We start from the raw sequence: 17,698 nt of genomic DNA on the forward strand, positions 1-17,698 counted from the left end.
TGACCGGTACTAATAGGCCGAGGGCTTGTCCTCAGTTGCTCGCGTCCACTGTGTTGGTTCTGAAACCACGAACAGCCCCACGTTTCACAGAGCGTGGTGCGGCGTTCAGTTTCATAGTGTTTCGGTGGTCATAGCGTGAGGGAAACGCCCGGTTACATTCCGAACCCGGAAGCTAAGCCTCACAGCGCCGATGGTACTGCAGGGGCGCCGAACTCCTTTTGAAGCTCCGGCTCTTGGGCACTGCCCAGGGGCCGGAGCTTTTTTGCGTTGAGGTAAGGTCGGGGGGCATCGTTGGTTCATTTCGCACAGGAGGCCCCCGGGTGGAGGTCCAGGAGACCCGTGTCCAGACAGACCGGGTCCTCACCATCCCCAACATCCTCAGCATGGCGCGGCTCGTCGGCGTACCCCTCTTCCTGTGGTTGATCCTCAGGCCGGAGTTCGGCGGGCCCCAGAGTGATGGCTGGGCCCTCCTCGTGCTGGCCCTGAGCGGTGTCAGCGACTATCTCGACGGCAAGCTCGCCCGGCGCTGGAATCAGATCAGCAGCCTCGGCCGGCTTCTCGACCCCGCCGCCGACCGCCTCTACGTGCTTTCCACTCTGGTGGGCCTCACCTGGCGGGAGATCCTGCCGCTCTGGCTGACCGCCCTGCTGCTGGCCCGCGAACTGGTTCTCCTGGTGATGGTGGGCATCCTCCGCCGGCACGGATATCCGCCGCCGCAGGTGAACTTCCTCGGGAAGGCCGCGACCTTCAACTTGATGTACGCCTTCCCGCTCCTGCTGCTCAGTGACGGAAGTGGTTGGATCGCGTCACTCGCTGCTATTTTCGGATGGGCGTTCGCCGGATGGGGTACAACCCTCTACTGGTGGGCAGGAGTGCTTTACGTGGTACAGGTCCGCCGCTTGGTTCGCGCGGACGCCACGGCCGATTGAGCTCGGTGATTGTCCAGACCTGAAGCCTCGATGGCCCGCGGTGGAAAAGTGCGGGACAATCTGGACGGGTGAAGTCGGCTAGACCGTCGTCTCTTGGAGGAGGACGCTTCCGACATGAAGGCCGTCGTGATGGCCGGGGGCGAAGGCACGCGCCTGCGCCCCATGACCTCTAGCATGCCCAAGCCGCTCCTGCCCGTGGCCAACCGCCCGATCATGGAGCACGTGCTACGGCTGCTCAAAAGGCACGGGCTCACCGAGACCGTTGTCACCGTGCAGTTCCTGGCTTCGCTCGTCAAGAACTATTTCGGCGACGGCGAAGAGCTCGGCATGGAGCTCACGTATGCCAATGAGGAGAAGCCACTCGGTACCGCCGGAAGCGTCAAGAACGCCGAAGAGGCGTTGAAGGACGATGCCTTCCTCGTCATCTCCGGCGATGCCCTGACCGACTTCGACCTCACCGAGCTGATCAATTTCCACAAGGAGAAGGGTGCGCTCGTCACGGTCTGTCTGACCCGCGTGCCCAATCCGCTGGAGTTCGGCATCACCATCGTCGACGAGGAAGGCAAGGTCGAACGCTTCCTGGAGAAGCCGACCTGGGGGCAGGTCTTCTCCGACACGGTGAACACGGGCATCTACGTCATGGAGCCCGAGGTCTTCAACTACGTCGAAGCCGATGTGCCCGTCGACTGGTCCGGCGATGTCTTCCCGCAGCTGATGAAGGAAGGCAAGCCGATCTACGGCTATGTCGCCGAGGGCTACTGGGAGGACGTCGGCACGCACGAGAGCTATGTGAAGGCCCAGGCGGACGTCCTCGAAGGCAAGGTCAACGTCGACATCGACGGCTTCGAGATCTCCCCGGGTGTCTGGGTGGCCGAGGGCGCCGAGGTGCATCCCGACGCCGTCCTGCGCGGGCCGCTGTACATCGGCGACTACGCGAAGGTCGAGGCCGGCGCGGAGATCCGGGAGCACACCGTCGTCGGCTCCAATGTCGTCGTCAAGAGCGGTGCCTTCCTGCACAAGGCCGTAGTGCACGACAACGTGTACATCGGGCAGCACAGCAATCTGCGGGGCTGTGTCGTCGGCAAGAACACCGACATCATGCGTGCGGCCCGGATCGAGGACGGCGCGGTCATCGGTGACGAGTGCCTGATCGGTGAGGAATCGATCGTTCAGGGCAATGTCCGCGTCTACCCGTTCAAGACCATCGAGGCCGGTGCCTTCGTCAACACCTCGGTGATCTGGGAGTCCCGGGGGCAGGCCCATCTGTTCGGCGCCCGGGGCGTCACCGGCATCCTCAACGTGGAGATCACGCCCGAGCTGGCGGTGCGGCTCGCCGGCGCCTACGCGACCACCCTGAAGAAGGGCTCCACCGTCACCACGGCCCGCGACCACTCCCGGGGTGCCCGGGCGCTGAAGCGGGCGGTGATCTCCGCGCTCCAGGCCAGCGCCATCGACGTACGCGACCTGGAGAACGTACCGCTGCCCGTGGCCCGGCAGCAGACCGCGCGCGGCAGCGCCGGCGGCATCATGATCCGGACCTCCCCGGGTGTCCCGGACTCGGTCGACATCATGTTCTTCGACGGGCAGGGCGCGGACCTCTCGCAGGGCAGCCAGCGCAAGCTGGACCGGGTGTTCGCACGCCAGGAGTACCGGCGGGCGTTCCCCGGCGAGATCGGTGACCTGTACTTCCCGGCCAGCGTCTTCGACTCGTACACCGGATCGCTGCTGCGGAACGTCGACACGACCGGGATAGCCGAGTCGGGCCTCAAGGTGGTCGTGGACGCCTCGAACGGCAGCGCCGGGCTCGTGCTGCCCAGCCTGCTCGGCAAGCTCGGTGTGGACTCGCTGACCATCAACCCGGGTCTGGACGAGTCCCGGCCGACCGAGACGGCCGAGATGCGACGGAAGGGGCTGGTGCGGCTCGGCGAGATCGTGGCGTCCTCGGGTGCCGCGTTCGGTGTGCGGTTCGACCCCGTCGGCGAGCGGCTGTCGCTCGTGGACGAGAAGGGCCGGATCATCGAGGACGACCGGGCGCTGCTGGTCATGCTGGACCTGGTGGCCGCCGAGCGGCGCAGCGGACGGGTGGCGCTGCCGGTCACCACGACCCGGATCGCCGAGCAGGTGGCCGCGTACCACGGCACGCAGGTCGAGTGGACGACCACCTCGCCCGACGACCTCACGCGCGTGGGGCGCGAGGAGGGCACCATCTTCGGTGGTGACGGCAAGGGCGGGTTCATCGTCCCCGAGTTCAGTGGGGTGTACGACGGCACGGCCGCCTTCGTACGTCTCATCGGTCTCGTCGCGCGGACGCAGCTCACGCTCAGCCAGATCGATGCCCGGATCCCGCGGGCGCACGTCCTCAAGCGGGACCTGGCGACGCCGTGGGCCGTCAAGGGTCTGGTGATGCGACGGGTGGTCGAGGCGGCAGGAGACCGCTCTGTCGACACGACCGACGGCGTGCGGGTCGTGGAGACCGACGGGCGTTGGGTGATGGTGCTGCCCGACCCGGCCGAGGCGGTCACCCATCTGTGGGCGGAAGGGCCGGACGACGCCTCGGCGCAGGCCCTGCTGGACGAGTGGGCGGCGGTCGTGGACAGCGCCGGCCGGTGACCGTCCGCGCCTGAGAACGGCAAAACCCGCTGCACGCGTGCGTGCCGGACAAGTGTCCCCCAAGGGGGCCTGTCCGGCACGCCGGTGGGGCCGTTCGGAGGTACTGCTCGCGACATGCGACGATGTGCGGCATGCCGCAGCAACCCCCCGTTCGGAGCAGCCCCACGCGGCCGCAGCGCCCGGACGCCTCCATGTCGTTGATCACCAACGTCATGGACCACAGCCTCGACGACGGGTACGCCGAGGCCGCCGCCCGGAGGACGTCCGAGGGCGAGGGCGGCCTGCCGAAGACGCTCCGGGCCAAGCTGGGCCTGGCCGCCGGTCTCGTCCTCGCGGCGCTCGTCGTGACAGTGGGGGCGGCACAGGCGCGGGTGACGGCGCCCGTGGTGGCCAAGGAGCGCCAGGAGCTGATCGACCGCATCGACAGCGAGACCGCGGACGCCGACAAGCTCGAGAGCACCGTCGACACCCTGCGCGACGACGTCAGTGCGCGCCAGCGGGCGGCTCTGAAGTCGAGCGGGGGCAGCGCCGAGGCGGACCTGGTGGGTCTGCTGTCGGGTGCCACCGCGGTCCACGGTCCCGGTGTCAAGCTCGTCGTGAACGACGCCAAGGAGGCGAGCGGCGGCGGGGACGGTTCCAACCCGCGGGAGACGTCGGGCTTCTCCGACACCGGCCGGGTACGGGACCGCGACATGCAGCGCGTCGTCAACGGACTGTGGGCCTCCGGGGCCGAGGCGATCTCCGTCAACGGGCAGCGGCTGACCGCCCTGTCCGCGATCAGGGCCGCGGGTGACGCGATACTGGTCGACAACAGGCCGCTGGTGCCGCCGTACACGGTGCTGGCGGTGGGGGACGAGGAGAGGTTGAGCACCCGGTTCCAGAACAGTGCCGACGGCCTGTATCTGCATGCCCTGGAGGAGAACTACGGCATCCGCGCCACCATCTCCGCGGAGGGCGACGTCCGGTTGCCCGCCGCACCCAGTGTGATCGTACGCACAGCACAGCCGAAGTCAGAGAAAACCGAGAAGGGCACATCGTGATCGCCGTACTGGGCCTCGTCGTGGGAGTCGTGGCCGGCCTGTTGGTCCGGCCCGAGGTTCCGGCGGTCGTCGAGCCTTATCTTCCGATCGCCGTCGTGGCGGCGCTGGACGCCGTGTTCGGTGGTCTGCGGGCCATGCTCGACGGCATCTTCGACGACAAGGTCTTCGTGGTGTCGTTCCTGTCGAACGTGGTCGTCGCCGCCCTCATCGTGTTCCTCGGCGACAAGTTGGGCGTGGGCGCGCAGCTGTCCACGGGGGTCGTCGTGGTCCTGGGCATCCGTATCTTCTCCAACGCCGCGGCGATCCGGCGGCACGTGTTCCGGGCGTGACACCGATGAGCGAACAGAACGACAGCAACGACGGCAACGGCCGGAACGATCAGCCGGAGAACCGGTTGCGCAGGGAACTTCCGGCGGAAGTGCCCGCGCCCCCGCCCGAGGCGGGACAGCCGGCCGAAGGGGAGCAGCAGCAGCCGCTGACGGGCCGGCAGCGGCTCGTCAAGGGGCTGTGGCCGCCGCGCTTCACGCGTGCTCAACTCATCGTGGCGGTGCTGCTGTTCGGCCTCGGCTTCGGCCTGGCCGTGCAGGTGGCGTCCAACAGCGACACCGACAGCGCGCTGCGGGGTGCCCGTCAAGAAGATCTTGTACGCATCCTCGATGAACTGGATTCGCGTACTCAGCGTCTTCAGGACGAGAAGCAGGGACTCGAGAAGCAGCGCCAGGAGCTGCAGACCAGCTCCGACCAGGCCGCGGAGGCGCGCCGGCAGACCGCCGAGAAGGAGAGGCAACTCGGCATCCTGGCGGGCACCGTGGCGGCGCAGGGTCCCGGCATCACCATGACGATCGAGGACACGAAGGGGACGGTCCAGGCGGACATGCTGCTCGACGCGATCCAGGAGTTGCGCGCGGCCGGTGCGGAGGCGATCCAGGTCAACGGTGTCCGGGTGGTCGCCGGTACGTACTTCACCGACTCCGGCAAGAGTGTGAGCGTCGACGGGAACAAGATCAACGCGCCCTATCGTTTCCAGGTCATCGGCAAGCCGCAGGACCTCGAGCCCGCGCTGAACATCCCCGGAGGCGTGGTGCAGACTCTGGAGAAGGAGCAGGCCACGGCGACCGTCGAGCGGTCGGACAAGATCGTCGTGGACGCCTTGCGACAGGCGAAGCGGCCTGACTACGCTCGGTCGTCCTCCCAGTGAACCGGCGGTGCATGGGGGCCGTCCGGCAGGGGCATGAGGTTGCGGGGGGTCGGCGCACCGAAGGGGTGGTGCGTGGTGGAAACTGTCTGATGGATACGGACGTTGTGAGAATGTCCGGCTCGGCCGGTGTAGGCAATCAGGGTTCGTCCTGCCCCACGGGCGGGTCTGTTTCGGTCAAGGGGAATCGCCCGTGAAGTTGTTTGCGAAGTTGTTCGGCAAGAGCGCGCGAGAGGGCAGCGAGAACGCGACCGCTCGTCATCGCGCACAGCCTGACGCGGAGGGCCAGCGCCCACTGTTCCGGGACCAGGTCGCTGGTCCGGGCGGTGACATTTCGGGAGGTCAGGGCGCGGCGTCTGTTGACCCTGCCCGGTCCGGCGGCATAGGTTTCGGGCAACCGTCAACCTCAGGTACGGGTGGAGGGTTCACTCCCGGCCCGTACGCGTCCAACGCCCCGGCGGGGCAGCCGCGGCAGGAGGATCCGTCGATGTCGGTCCTGGTATGTACGAGGTGCGGTAACCGGAATGCGGAGAACGCCCGGTTCTGCTCCAACTGCGGGGCGCCGCTGCGTCCTGGGTTGACGCCCGAGCGGGCATCGGAGACGACGTCCACGATCTCGATCTCGGGTCTGGAGGCGTACGACTCCGAGGCGACCGGTCAGACGCCGCTGCCGATGCTCTCCCCGGAGGCGCAGGCCGCGGTGGACGCGCTGCCGATGGGCTCGGCACTGCTGGTGGTGCGCCGCGGCCCGAACTCGGGCAGCCGCTTCCTGCTGGACAGCGACCTGACCACGGCCGGCCGTCACCCGCAGAGCGACATCTTCCTGGACGACGTGACCGTCTCCCGGCGCCACGTGGAGTTCCGGCGCTCCCCGGACGGCTCCTTCACGGTGGCCGACGTGGGCAGCCTGAACGGCACGTACGTCAACCGGGAGCGCATCGACCAGGTCGCCCTGTCGAACGGTGACGAGGTGCAGATCGGCAAGTACCGGCTGGTGTTCTACGCGAGCCGGCAGGGCATCTGACCCGCCCCCGGACTGACGTCCGGGGGGACCCCCAGGGAAGGTCCATGCTTCAAACACCGAGCGGCGGTGCCGGAAGCGGTACCGCCGCCAGGGACAGTGGGCTGATGAGCATCGGCACGGTGCTGAACGTGCTGCGCGACGAGTTCCCCGAAGTCACCATCTCCAAGATCCGCTTCCTGGAGTCGGAGGGGCTCATCGAGCCGCAGCGGACCCCGTCGGGGTACCGCAAGTTCAGCGCCGGGGACGTCGAGCGCCTCGGTCACGTCCTGCGGATGCAGCGGGACCATTATCTGCCGCTCAAGGTGATCCGTGAGCACCTGGACGCCATGGAGCGGGGCGAGGCCGTCCCGCTGCCCGTGGTGGGCCGTCAGCGCACGCCGGACGACGTGCCCGCGCGCGTGGAGGGGCCCACGGTGGCCCGGGTCGGCAAGGCCGAGCTGCTGGCCGCCGCGGACATCGACGAGGACGACCTGAAGGAGTGGGAGTCCTACGGGCTCATCGCTCCCCTGGAGGACGGGGCGTACGACGCCGAGGCCGTCACCGTCGCCTCCCTCATCGCCGAGCTGGGCCGGTTCGGGATCGAGCCGCGCCACCTCCGGGTGATGAAGGCCGCCGCCGACCGTGAGGCGGGCCTGGTCGACCAGGTGGTGGCCCCGCTCAAACGCCACCGCAACCCCCAGACCAGGGCACACGCCGAGGCCCGTACGAAGGAGCTGGCGGCCCTGACGGTGAAGCTGCACGCGGCCTTGGTGAAGACCGCTCTCGGCGTGCGGCTGCCCTGATACGGCGGGCCGGGGAGCGGCCGGATCGGGCACCTGTTCCCGGCCCGACTACCCAAACGTCCCGGGCACGGCCTAGGGTTGCTGTGTGAACGAGCTCGATGTCGTAGGTGTCCGGGTCGAAATGCCCTCCAACCAACCGATCGTGCTCCTGCGCGAAGTGGGAGGCGATCGTTACCTCCCCATCTGGATCGGGCCGGGGGAGGCGACGGCGATCGCCTTCGCCCAGCAGGGCATGGCCCCCGCGCGACCGCTGACCCACGACCTGTTCAAGGACGTGCTGGAGGCCGTCGGCCAGGAGCTGACCGAAGTGCGCATCACCGATCTGCGGGAAGGTGTCTTCTACGCGGAGCTGGTGTTCGCCAGTGGGGTCGAGGTCAGCGCCCGCCCCTCCGATGCCATAGCGCTGGCCCTGCGCACCGGAACGCCGATCTACGGCAGTGACACGGTGCTGGACGACGCGGGCATCGCCATTCCGGACGAGCAGGAGGACGAAGTGGAGAAGTTCCGCGAGTTCCTCGACCAGATCTCGCCCGAGGACTTCGGCACCAGCAGTCAGTGAGGCGCGGGTCCGACCCGTCGGCCCCGGGTTCCGCCGGGGCGGACGGTGGCCCCGCGCGGCCCGCGCCCCGGCAATTGCCTCCGGCCAGTGAGAGCGTCCTACGGCCCCCCGCCAGCGCATTCGGCTAGCCTTTCCCCGCGGTGGGACACGGGAAACCACTCCTTGGGTGATTATCACTCGGCGTGCCGAGTGTGGCGATCGTTGACGCACCCCTGGTGACTGCACTACCGTCGAGAAGGCAGGTCAAGGACGGAGGTCGGCGTGAGAACCAGCGGCGACGGTACGGCTGGGGGTGCCCCCGGACGCGGTTTCGGGGAGAGCGGTCCGTACCCGCCCCCGAGCTCGCGGCCGCGTTCAGGCGGGGGACATGCCCATCCCGGCAGCGCGGTGGAGCACGCTCCGCAGCTGCCGACGGCGGTGCCGAACGGCGGAGGGGTGGCGTCCATGACGTCCGAGGAGATCGGCTACCGCGGGCCCACGGCCTGCGCGGCTGCCGGCATCACCTACCGGCAGCTCGACTACTGGGCGCGCACCGGTCTGGTCGAGCCCAGCGTACGGCCCGCCTACGGGTCGGGCACCCAGCGTCTGTACAGCTTCCGGGACGTCGTCGTCCTGAAGATCGTGAAGCGGTTCCTGGACACCGGGGTGTCGCTGCAGAACATCCGAACGGCCGTCCAGCACCTCAGGGAACGCGGTTTCCGTGACCTGGAGCGGATGACCCTGATGAGCGACGGCGCGACCGTGTACGAGTGCACCTCGCCGGACGAGGTGCACGCCCTGCTCCAGGGCGGTCAGGGCATCTTCGGGATCGCCGTCGGCGTGGTGTGGCGGGACGTGGAAAGCGCCCTCTCCCAGTTGCACGGCGAGCGCATCGACACCGGCGAGACCCTCGTCGGACACAACCCCGCGGACGAGCTGGCGCGGCGTCGCAACCGGGCGGTCTGACCGACGCACTCCCGCGGGGCGCTCCGGCATCACCCGTTGTCAGTGCCGTGGTGCAGCATCGGAGATGTGAGAAACGCGCCCACGATCCTGCATCTCGACATGGATGCCTTCTTCGCCTCGGTGGAGCAGGCGTCCAAGCCGAGCCTGCGCGGGAAGGCGGTCGTCGTGGGCGGGCTCGGTCCTCGCGGGGTGGTCGCCACCGCGTCGTACGAGGCACGGGTGTTCGGGGTGCGCTCGGCGATGCCCATGGCCCAGGCGCGCCGGCTGGTTCCCAACGCCGCCTATCTGGTGCCGCGCTTCACGCTGTACCGGGCGATCAGCGAGCAGGTGATGGCGCTGCTGCGGGAGCTGTCACCGCTGGTCGAGCCGCTGAGTCTGGACGAGGCGTTCGTGGACCTGGAGGCCGGGAGAGCGGCCTGGGACGAGGAGTCGGCGCGGCGGGCCGGGGAGAAGCTGCGCGCGGACATCCGGGCGGTCACCGGGCTCACCGGATCGGTGGGGCTCGCCGCCTCCAAGATGCTCGCGAAGATCGCCTCCGAGCAGGCCAAGCCGGACGGCCTGGTGCTCATCGAGCCGGGCACGGAGCGGGCGCTGCTGGCGCCGATGCCGGTGCGCACCCTGCCGGGGGTCGGACCGGCCACCGGTGACCATCTGCGCAGGGCCGGGATCACCACGGTGGAGGAGCTGGCGCAGGCCGGCGAGGACGAACTGGTCCGGCTGCTCGGCAAGGCGCACGGGCAGGCGCTGTACGCCATGGCCCTGGCCCGGGACGAGCGGCCCGTGGTGGCCGAGCGGGAGGCCAAGTCGGTGTCGGTGGAGGACACGTACGACGTGGACATCCACGACCGGCTGCGGGTCGGTCTGGAGGTGCAGCGGCTGGCCGACCGGTGCGTGCGGCGGCTGCGCGAGGCCGGGCTGTCCGGGCGGACCATCGTGCTGAAGGTGCGGCGGTACGACTTCTCCACCCTGACCCGCTCCGAGACGCTCAGGGGGCCCACGGACGACCCCGTGGTCATCCGCGAGGCGGCGGCGCGGCTGCTGGACTCCGTGGACACGACAGGCGGGGTGCGACTGCTCGGGGTGGGGGTGTCCGGGCTCGCCGACTACACGCAGGAGGACCTGTTCGCCCAGGCGGTGCCCTCGCGGGTCGAGGAGGCACCGGAGGAGGCCGTCGCCGAGACCGTCGTGGAGCGGGCGGAGCCTGTCGAGCGGCAGTGGCGGGCCGGGCAGGATGTGCGGCACGCCGAGTTCGGGCACGGGTGGGTGCAGGGGAGCGGGCTGGGGCGGGTGACCGTGCGGTTCGAGACGCCGCAGTCCCCTCCGGGGCGGGTGCGGACGTTTCTCGTCGACGATCCCGCGCTGGAGGGTGCTGATCCGCTGCCGTTGGTCCTGGACGCTTCCCGCCCGTTCGCCCGTCCGGGTCCCCCGGACAGCGACCCGCACGGGGCTGTGCCACGGACCCCGGAAGAAACTCGCGATCAGGTTTCTTCCGAGCCCGCCAGTTTGCCGAAGTCGTGGTCCGGGACCTTGGGGGATGAGGCCACGTCGAGGCCGTAGTGGTGGTAGAGCTGGAGTTCCTGTTCGGGGGAGAGGTGGCGGCCCACGCCGAAGTCGGGGGCGTCCTTGATCAGGGCGCGGTCGAAGGGGACGTGCAGGGTGCCGTCGACGAGTTCGCTGGGCTCCAGGGGCACGAAGGCGTCCCGGGAGAACAGACCGGTGCGTATGGCCGCCCATTCGGGCACGCCGGTCGCGTCGTCCAGGTACACCTCGTCGATGGTGCCGATCTTGGTGCCATTGCGGTCGAACGCCTTGCGGCCGATCAGGTTGCGTGGATCGATGTCGGTCTGCACGGTCCCTCTCCCTCCACGTGGTCGCAACTCATCCGTAAGCACTACAAAAGAGCACATTCAAGGAGGCGGCCACTCGAAGGCCCCGGCGTTGACCTCGCTGGTAGGCTGACAGCGGCTGCTGACCCCGTGCGGGAGAGTCCTCCGACCACCTCGGAGGCGCCGAAGGAGCAAATCCTCCCCGGAATCTCTCAGGCTCACGTACCGCACGGACGAGGTCACTCTGGAAAGCAGGGCGGATGTCGACGGCTTCCGCCCTCACCGACGGGGAAAGCCGGTGCTCATGGGCGTCCGGTGAAGCTCTCAGGTCGAGATGACAGAGGGGGAGGCCGTCGGGGTACCCGCGCCGTGGTGCCCCTCGCAGGTCGCGTCAGACCAGGAGGCCTCCGCAATGACCGCCCATCGCATTCCGCTCTCCGAACTCGAAGCGGGCACCCCGTTCGAGCAGCGCCACATCGGGCCCGACCAGGAGGCGCGGGCCAAGATGCTCGCGCAGGTCGGATACGGCTCGCTCGACGAGCTGACCGCCGCCGCGGTCCCGGATGTGATCAAGAACGCTGATGCCCTGGACCTGCCGGGCGCCCGCACCGAGGCCGAGGTGCTCGCCGAGCTGCGCTCGCTCGCCGACCGCAACCAGGTCCTCGGGTCCATGATCGGCCTGGGCTACCACGGCACCTTCACGCCGCCCGTCGTCCTGCGCAACGTCATGGAGAACCCGGCCTGGTACACGGCCTACACGCCGTACCAGCCGGAGATCTCCCAGGGCCGTCTGGAGGCCCTGCTGAACTTCCAGACGATGGTCGCCGACCTGACCGGCCTGCCCACCTCCGGCGCCTCCCTGCTGGACGAGGGGACCGCCGCCGCCGAGGCCATGGCGCTGTCCCGGCGCATGGGCAGGAACAAGAAGGGTCTGTTCCTGATCGACGCGGACGCGCTGCCGCAGACCATCGCCGTGATCGAGACCCGCGCCGAGCCGACCGGCGTCGAGGTCGTCGTCGCCGACCTCAGCGACGGCATCCCGGCGGAGATCGCCGAGCGCGAGATCAACGGCGTGCTGATCCAGTACCCGGGCGCCTCCGGTGCCGTACGGGACATCAAGCCCGTCATCGACCAGGCGCACGAGCTGGGCGCCCTCGTCACGGTCGCCGCCGACCTGCTCGCGCTGACCCTGCTGACCTCGCCGGGCGAGCTCGGGGCGGACATCGCCGTCGGCACGACCCAGCGCTTCGGTGTGCCGATGGGCTTCGGCGGACCGCACGCCGGCTACATGGCCGTACACGAGAAGTTCGCGCGCAGCCTCCCCGGCCGGCTCGTCGGCGTCTCCGTAGACGCCGACGGCAACAAGGCCTACCGCCTGGCCCTGCAGACCCGTGAGCAGCACATCCGCCGCGAGAAGGCCACCAGCAACATCTGCACCGCGCAGGTGCTGCTCGCCGTGATGGCCGGCATGTACGCCGTCTACCACGGGCCGGAGGGCCTGAAGACCATCGCCCGGCGCACGCACCGGTACGCCACGATCCTCGCCGAGGGGCTGAAGGCCGGTGGCGTGGAGATCGTCCACGGCGCGTACTTCGACACGGTCACCGCGCGCGTGCCAGGCAAGGCCGCCGAGGTCGTCGCCGCCGCCCGGGACAACGGGGTCAACCTGCGTCTCGTCGACGCCGACCACGTCTCGGCCGCCTGCGACGAGACCACCAACCGGGCCCAGCTGGCCGCCGTCTTCGCCGCCTTCGGGGTCGAGGGCGACATCGACGCGCTGGACGAGACCGCCGAGGACACCCTGCCCGAGGCGATGCTGCGCACCGACGCCTACCTCACCCACCCGGTCTTCCACCAGCACCGCTCCGAGACCGCGATGCTGCGCTACCTGCGCAAGCTGGCCGACCGCGACTACGCGCTGGACCGCGGCATGATCCCGCTGGGCTCCTGCACCATGAAGCTCAACGCGACCACGGAGATGGAGCCGGTCACCTGGCCCGAGTTCGGGCAGCTTCACCCCTTCGCGCCCGCCGAGCAGGCCCAGGGCTACCTCACGCTCATCCACGAGCTGGAGGACCGCCTCGCCGAGGTCACCGGCTACGACAAGGTCTCCCTCCAGCCGAACGCCGGCTCGCAGGGCGAGCTGGCCGGTCTGCTCGCCGTACGCGGCTACCACCGTGCCAACGGCGACGAGCAGCGGACCGTCTGCCTCATCCCGTCCTCCGCGCACGGCACCAACGCGGCCAGCGCCGTGATGGCCGGCATGAAGGTCGTCGTCGTCAAGACCGCCGAGGACGGCGAGATCGACGTCGAGGACCTGCGCGCCAAGATCGAGCAGTACCGCGACGAGCTGGCGGTGCTGATGATCACCTACCCGTCGACGCACGGTGTGTTCGAGGAGCACGTCGCCGACATCTGCGCCCAGGTCCACGAGGCGGGCGGCCAGGTGTACGTCGACGGCGCCAACCTCAACGCGCTCGTCGGCCTCGCCAAGCCCGGCCACTTCGGCGGTGACGTCTCCCACCTGAACCTGCACAAGACGTTCTGCATCCCGCACGGCGGCGGCGGTCCGGGCGTCGGCCCGGTCGCGGTCCGCTCGCACCTGGCGCCGTACCTGCCGAACCACCCGCTCCAGCCGGAGGCCGGCCCGGAGACGGGCGTGGGCCCGATCTCGGCCGCCCCGTGGGGCAGCGCGGGCATCCTGCCGATCTCGTGGGCGTACGTCCGTCTGATGGGCGGCGAGGGCCTCAAGCGCGCCACGCAGGTCGCGGTGCTCTCCGCCAACTACATCGCCAAGCGCCTGGAGCCGCACTACCCGGTGCTCTACACCGGCCCCGCCGGCCTGGTCGCGCACGAGTGCATCATCGACCTGCGTCCGATCACCAAGGCGACCGGCGTGAGCGTCGACGACGTCGCCAAGCGCCTGATCGACTACGGCTTCCACGCGCCGACCATGTCCTTCCCGGTGGCCGGCACGCTGATGATCGAGCCGACCGAGTCGGAGGACATCACCGAGCTGGACCGTTTCTGCGATGCGATGATCGCCATCCGCGCGGAGATCGAGAAGGTCGGTGCCGGTACGTGGCCCGCCGAGGACAACCCGCTGCGGAACGCCCCGCACACCGCCGCCGCGCTCGGCGGTGAGTGGACGCACGCCTACAGCCGCGAGGAGGCCGTCTTCCCGGCCGGTGTCTCGGCCGCCGACAAGTACTGGCCGCCGGTGCGCCGCATCGACCAGGCCTACGGCGACCGCAACCTGGTGTGCTCCTGCCCGCCGCTGGACGCCTACGAGGACTGAGCGAACCGCTGACGAAGGCCCCACCCGGGTTCCGGGCGGGGCCTTCGGGCTTTCCTACGCCGTCGCCAGCGCGACCTCGGTCGCCTTGATCAGGGCGACGACGTCGGAGCCCACGAACAGGCCGAGGTCCCCGGCCGCGTCCTTCGTGATCGCGGCGGTGAGTTCGCCGCCCTCCACGGCGACCCGGACGGTGGCCATGGCCTCGCCGAGCGAGAGACGGATGACCGTGCCCCGCAGCTGGTTGCGGATCGACAGCCCCTCGACCCGGTTGGCGGCCAGCGAGACCTCCGTCGCCTTGACCAGGGCGGTCACCGGGGACCCCGGGGCGAGGCCGAGCTGCTCGACGGCTTCCAGGGTGACGGCCGCGGTGAGGTCCTGGCCGCCGGTGAGCCGGACTTTGACGGTCGCCATGACTTCGCCCGGGTGCACCTCGGTGACGGTGCCGGGCAGCTGGTTGCGGATGCTCAGGGTCATGGGCACCCACCGTAGAGCGCCGGTCCGCTCAGGCCGGGTATGCGTGGGTCTGCGTCGCTTTGACCGTCGCCCAGACCGGTGCACCGGGGTGCAGGTCCAGCTCGGCGGCGGCGACCGTCGTCAGGTCCGCCGCGAGGGGCAGCTCGCCGGTGAGGTCGGCGCGGATCTGGTCGCCGTGCGTCTCCAGGCCGGCGACCTCGCAGCGCCACAGGTTGCGGGCGCTGGCGCCGGAGGGCCGGTCCCGGAACAGGGTCACGGCGGACGGCGGGAAGGCCACGAACACCGGCCCCGACAACTCCTCCGTGGTCGTGATCGCGGGCCCGGTGTCGAGCCGTACGGTGTGCCCCGCGGCCTGTCCGCGGTAGAGGTTGAGGCCGACGAGCCGGGCGATGTAGTCCGTGCGCGGGTGGCGGGCGATGTCGGCGGGGGTGCCCTCCTGGACGACCCGGCCGTGCTCCACGACCACCAGCCGGTCCGCGAGCACCATGGCGTCCAGCGGGTCGTGGGTGACCAGCACGGAGACCGCCTCGAACTCGGCCAGGTGGCGGCGGAGCCGGGCGCGGACCTCCAGGCGGGTACGGGCGTCCAGGGCCGCCAGCGGTTCGTCCAGGAGCAGCAGCCGGGGGCGGGTGGCCAGGGCGCGGGCGAGGGCCACGCGCTGGGCCTGGCCGCCGGACAGGCTTCGCGGTCTGGCGCCCGCGTGGGCGGCCAGGCCCATCCGCTCCAGCCACGTCGCCGCCTGCGCGCGGGCCTCCGCCTTGCGGACGCCCTGGCAGCGGGGGCCGAAGGCGACGTTGTCCAGGGCGGACAGGTGGGGGAAGAGGAGGTAGTCCTGAAAGACGACGCCGACCGGCCGGGACTCCGGGGGCGTGTGGGCCAGGGGGGTTCCGTCCAGGTGGAGGTGACCGTCGGTGAGGGGGGTGAGGCCGGCGAGGGCGCGCAGGGCGGTGGTCTTGCCGGCGCCGTTGGGGCCCAGCAGGGCGAGGACGTCTCCGGGGGTGGCTCTCAGGGTCACGTCCAGGCGGAAGGTGCCTCGGTCGACCACGAGGTGGGCGTCGAGGCCGGGGGGCTGGTGCGGGTGTGTGGTGGCCGGCCGGCCTTCGGCGGGCTTCCGGTTTCCACCCGCAGCACCTGTGCGGGTCTCGTCGTCCGGTGCGGGTGGCCCCTGTGGGTCGGAAGCGCCGTCGGCGGCTGCGGCCGCGTTCCGTGCGGGGTCGGTGGTGTCGGGGGTCCTGGGGCGGGGTGTCGTCATGAGGGTGTCATCCAGCGGTCCCTGAGGCCCGCCAGTACCGCGATCGACACGGTCAGCAGGACCAGGCTGAGGGAGATGGCGGCCTCGGGGTCGTTCTGCAGGGCCAGGTAGACCGCGAGGGGCATGGTCTGGGTGCGGCCGGGGAAGTTGCCCGCGAACGTGATCGTCGCGCCGAACTCGCCGAGCGCGCGGGCCCAGGCCAGTACCGCGCCGGCCGCGATGCCGGGCGCGATCAGCGGCAGCGTGACCCGGCGGAACGCGGTGAAGCGGGAGGCGCCGAGCGTGGTCGCCGCCTCCTCGTAGCGCGGGTCGGCGGCGCGCAGCGTGCCCTCCACGCTGATCACCAGGAACGGCATCGCGACGAACGCCTCCGCGATCACGACCCCGGTGGTGGTGAACGGCAGCGTGATGCCGAACCACGCGTCGAGCCACTGCCCGATGACGCCGTTGCGGCCCAGGGCGAGCAGCAGGGCCACACCGCCGACCACCGGTGGCAGCACCAGCGGGAGGGTCACCAGGGCGCGTACGAGTCCCCGGCCGGGGAACTCCGTACGGGCCAGCAGCCAGGCCAGTGGCACACCGAGGACGAGGCTGACGGCGGTCGCCGCGGTGGCGCTCACCAGGGAAAGCTGGAGCGCCTGCCACACCTCGGCGCTGGACAGCTGATCCGGCAGTCCGCGCCAGGGCGCCCGGACGAGCAGCGCGAGCAGCGGCAGCAGCAGGAACGCCAGGGCCAGCACCCCCGGCAGCAGCAGCGGCAGCGGCGCCCCGCGCCGGCTCCCCGCGCCGACGCGGCGGCGCCGTGCCCGGCCCGAGCGGGGGCCGGTGGCCGCACCGGGCTCGTCGAGCGAGGTCACGGCTTGAGGAACCCGGCTTCGTCCAGCACCTTCTGGCCCTCGGCGGAGCGTACGAGGGCGATGAACGCCTTGGCGGCCTCGGCGTTCGGCGCGTTCTTCAGCAGCGCGATCGGGTAGTCGTTGACGGCACCGGCCGATTCGGGGAACTCCACGCCCTCCACCTTGTCACCCGCGGCCTTCACGTCGGTCCTGTACACCACCGCCGCGTCGGCCTCCTTCAGCTCCACCTTGGTCAGGGCGCCCTTGACGTCCTGCTCGTAGGAGACCGGCGTGAGCTTCAGCTTGCTCGCGTCCAGGGCCTTCTGGGCGGCGGCTCCGCACGGCACGGTCCTGTCGCACAGGACGACCTTCAGACCGGCCTCGGTGAGGTCCTTCAGGGAGGACACCTTGTGCGGGTTGCCCGGTACGGTCGCGATCTCCAACTGGTTGCGGACGAAGGTGACCGGGGTGCCGGCCGTGTCCTGCTTGTCCGTCACGACGGCCATCGTCCTGGGGCTGGCCGCGGCGAACACGTCCGCCGGGGCACCGCTGGTGATGTTCGCGGCGAGGGTGTCGCTGCCGCCGAAGTTGAAGCTGACCTTCGTGCCCTGATGCCGCTTCTCGAACTCCTTGCCCAGGGCCGTGAAGCTCTCCTTCAGCGAGGCCGCCGCGAACACGGTGACCGTGCCGGAGAGCTTCGGGGACGCCGATGTGCCGGAGGGGGAGTCGGCCGGGCCGGTGGAGTCCGACGAGGAGGAGCAGGCGCTGAGGGCCATCACGGCGACGGCTCCCGCACCGGCCAACTGGAGCAACCGCCGGGGCCGGCGCACGGAACGGGTCATCACGGAGCTACTCCTTGGTTGTCGAACGACTGTCGCGCCCGGGCACGGCCGAGTAGTGGCCGTGCGGTGATGATACTGCCGCATCT

16 protein-coding genes, 1 rRNA gene and 1 riboswitch are annotated in these 17,698 nt (G+C 70.2%); of the genes, 12 read left to right on the plus strand and 5 right to left on the minus strand.

Going from position 1 to position 17,698, the window contains the following annotated elements; all coding sequences use genetic code 11:
* The first annotated feature begins 120 nt into the window (after positions 1-120).
* From rrf to OO52_RS30660, 11 genes are all read left to right on the plus strand, one after another.
* Positions 121-249, plus strand: a 5S ribosomal RNA gene (rrf, locus tag OO52_RS54710).
* 71 nt (positions 250-320) lie between these two features.
* A complete protein-coding gene (locus OO52_RS30615) occupies positions 321-929 on the plus strand; it encodes a CDP-alcohol phosphatidyltransferase family protein (RefSeq protein ID WP_030656360.1) in 609 nt (202 codons plus the stop codon).
* A 114-nt stretch (positions 930-1,043) separates the two neighbouring features.
* Positions 1,044-3,539: a mannose-1-phosphate guanyltransferase gene (locus OO52_RS30620; RefSeq protein WP_030656361.1), complete on the plus strand. Its 2,496-nt coding sequence runs from the start codon at positions 1,044-1,046 to the stop codon at positions 3,537-3,539.
* A 131-nt stretch (positions 3,540-3,670) separates the two neighbouring features.
* Positions 3,671-4,579, plus strand: a complete 909-nt coding sequence (locus OO52_RS30625; protein ID WP_199820042.1) for a DUF881 domain-containing protein — start codon at positions 3,671-3,673, stop codon at positions 4,577-4,579.
* Positions 4,576-4,908 carry a small basic family protein gene (locus tag OO52_RS30630; RefSeq protein ID WP_003988855.1) on the plus strand — a complete coding sequence of 111 codons (333 nt, stop codon included), beginning with the start codon at positions 4,576-4,578 and terminating at the stop codon, positions 4,906-4,908. Before OO52_RS30625 ends, OO52_RS30630 begins: the two co-directional genes overlap by 4 nt.
* Positions 4,909-4,913: 5 nt before the next feature.
* Positions 4,914-5,777 (plus strand): DUF881 domain-containing protein, encoded by an 864-nt coding sequence (locus tag OO52_RS30635; RefSeq protein WP_030656363.1) that lies wholly within the window; start codon positions 4,914-4,916, stop codon positions 5,775-5,777.
* Positions 5,778-5,967: 190 nt separating this feature from the next.
* Positions 5,968-6,798, plus strand: coding sequence for an FHA domain-containing protein (locus OO52_RS48080; RefSeq protein ID WP_199820043.1), 831 nt, complete (start codon positions 5,968-5,970; stop codon positions 6,796-6,798).
* A gap of 44 nt (positions 6,799-6,842) precedes the next feature.
* Positions 6,843-7,580 (plus strand): transcriptional regulator FtsR, encoded by a 738-nt coding sequence (ftsR, locus tag OO52_RS30645; protein WP_030656365.1) that lies wholly within the window; start codon positions 6,843-6,845, stop codon positions 7,578-7,580.
* A gap of 85 nt (positions 7,581-7,665) precedes the next feature.
* Complete coding sequence (locus OO52_RS30650; protein ID WP_026253112.1) at positions 7,666-8,139, plus strand: bifunctional nuclease family protein; 474 nt, start codon at positions 7,666-7,668, stop codon at positions 8,137-8,139.
* Positions 8,140-8,400: 261 nt separating this feature from the next.
* Entirely contained in the window at positions 8,401-9,084 is a 684-nt protein-coding gene (locus tag OO52_RS30655; RefSeq protein ID WP_106972091.1) for a MerR family transcriptional regulator, read from the plus strand.
* A gap of 66 nt (positions 9,085-9,150) precedes the next feature.
* Positions 9,151-10,641, plus strand: a complete 1,491-nt coding sequence (locus OO52_RS30660; protein ID WP_030656370.1) for a DNA polymerase IV — start codon at positions 9,151-9,153, stop codon at positions 10,639-10,641.
* On the opposite strand, the gene OO52_RS30665 is transcribed toward OO52_RS30660, so the two are convergent.
* Positions 10,563-10,934 (minus strand): PRC-barrel domain-containing protein, encoded by a 372-nt coding sequence (locus tag OO52_RS30665; protein ID WP_030656372.1) that lies wholly within the window; start codon positions 10,932-10,934, stop codon positions 10,563-10,565. The genes OO52_RS30660 and OO52_RS30665 overlap by 79 nt on opposite strands.
* A 119-nt stretch (positions 10,935-11,053) precedes the next feature.
* A riboswitch (glycine riboswitch) is annotated at positions 11,054-11,148 on the plus strand.
* Positions 11,149-11,322: 174 nt separating this feature from the next.
* Here OO52_RS30665 and gcvP point away from each other — a divergent pair.
* The gene (gcvP, locus tag OO52_RS30670; RefSeq protein ID WP_030656376.1) at positions 11,323-14,208 is read left to right on the plus strand and encodes an aminomethyl-transferring glycine dehydrogenase; all 2,886 of its coding nucleotides are present in this window, start codon (positions 11,323-11,325) and stop codon (positions 14,206-14,208) included.
* Positions 14,209-14,262: 54 nt separating this feature from the next.
* Here gcvP and OO52_RS30675 read toward each other — a convergent pair whose 3' ends face one another.
* Genes OO52_RS30675 through modA form a run of 4 tightly spaced genes read right to left on the minus strand, consistent with a single transcriptional unit; the run spans position 14,263 to position 17,612 of the window.
* Positions 14,263-14,682, minus strand: coding sequence for a TOBE domain-containing protein (locus tag OO52_RS30675; RefSeq protein WP_030656379.1), 420 nt, complete (start codon positions 14,680-14,682; stop codon positions 14,263-14,265).
* A 28-nt stretch (positions 14,683-14,710) separates the two neighbouring features.
* The gene (locus tag OO52_RS30680; protein WP_234339935.1) at positions 14,711-15,934 is read right to left on the minus strand and encodes an ABC transporter ATP-binding protein; all 1,224 of its coding nucleotides are present in this window, start codon (positions 15,932-15,934) and stop codon (positions 14,711-14,713) included.
* A complete protein-coding gene (gene modB / locus OO52_RS30685; protein ID WP_030656387.1) occupies positions 15,931-16,791 on the minus strand; it encodes a molybdate ABC transporter permease subunit in 861 nt (286 codons plus the stop codon). Before modB ends, OO52_RS30680 begins: the two co-directional genes overlap by 4 nt.
* Positions 16,788-17,612, minus strand: a complete 825-nt coding sequence (gene modA, locus OO52_RS30690) for a molybdate ABC transporter substrate-binding protein (protein WP_030656389.1) — start codon at positions 17,610-17,612, stop codon at positions 16,788-16,790. The genes modB and modA overlap by 4 nt, the downstream gene beginning before the upstream one ends.
* Between the last annotated feature and the right edge of the window lie 86 nt (positions 17,613-17,698).

It is taken from the genome of Streptomyces flaveolus, assembly GCF_000716535.1.
GTDB classification, from domain to species: domain Bacteria; phylum Actinomycetota; class Actinomycetes; order Streptomycetales; family Streptomycetaceae; genus Streptomyces; species Streptomyces flaveolus_A.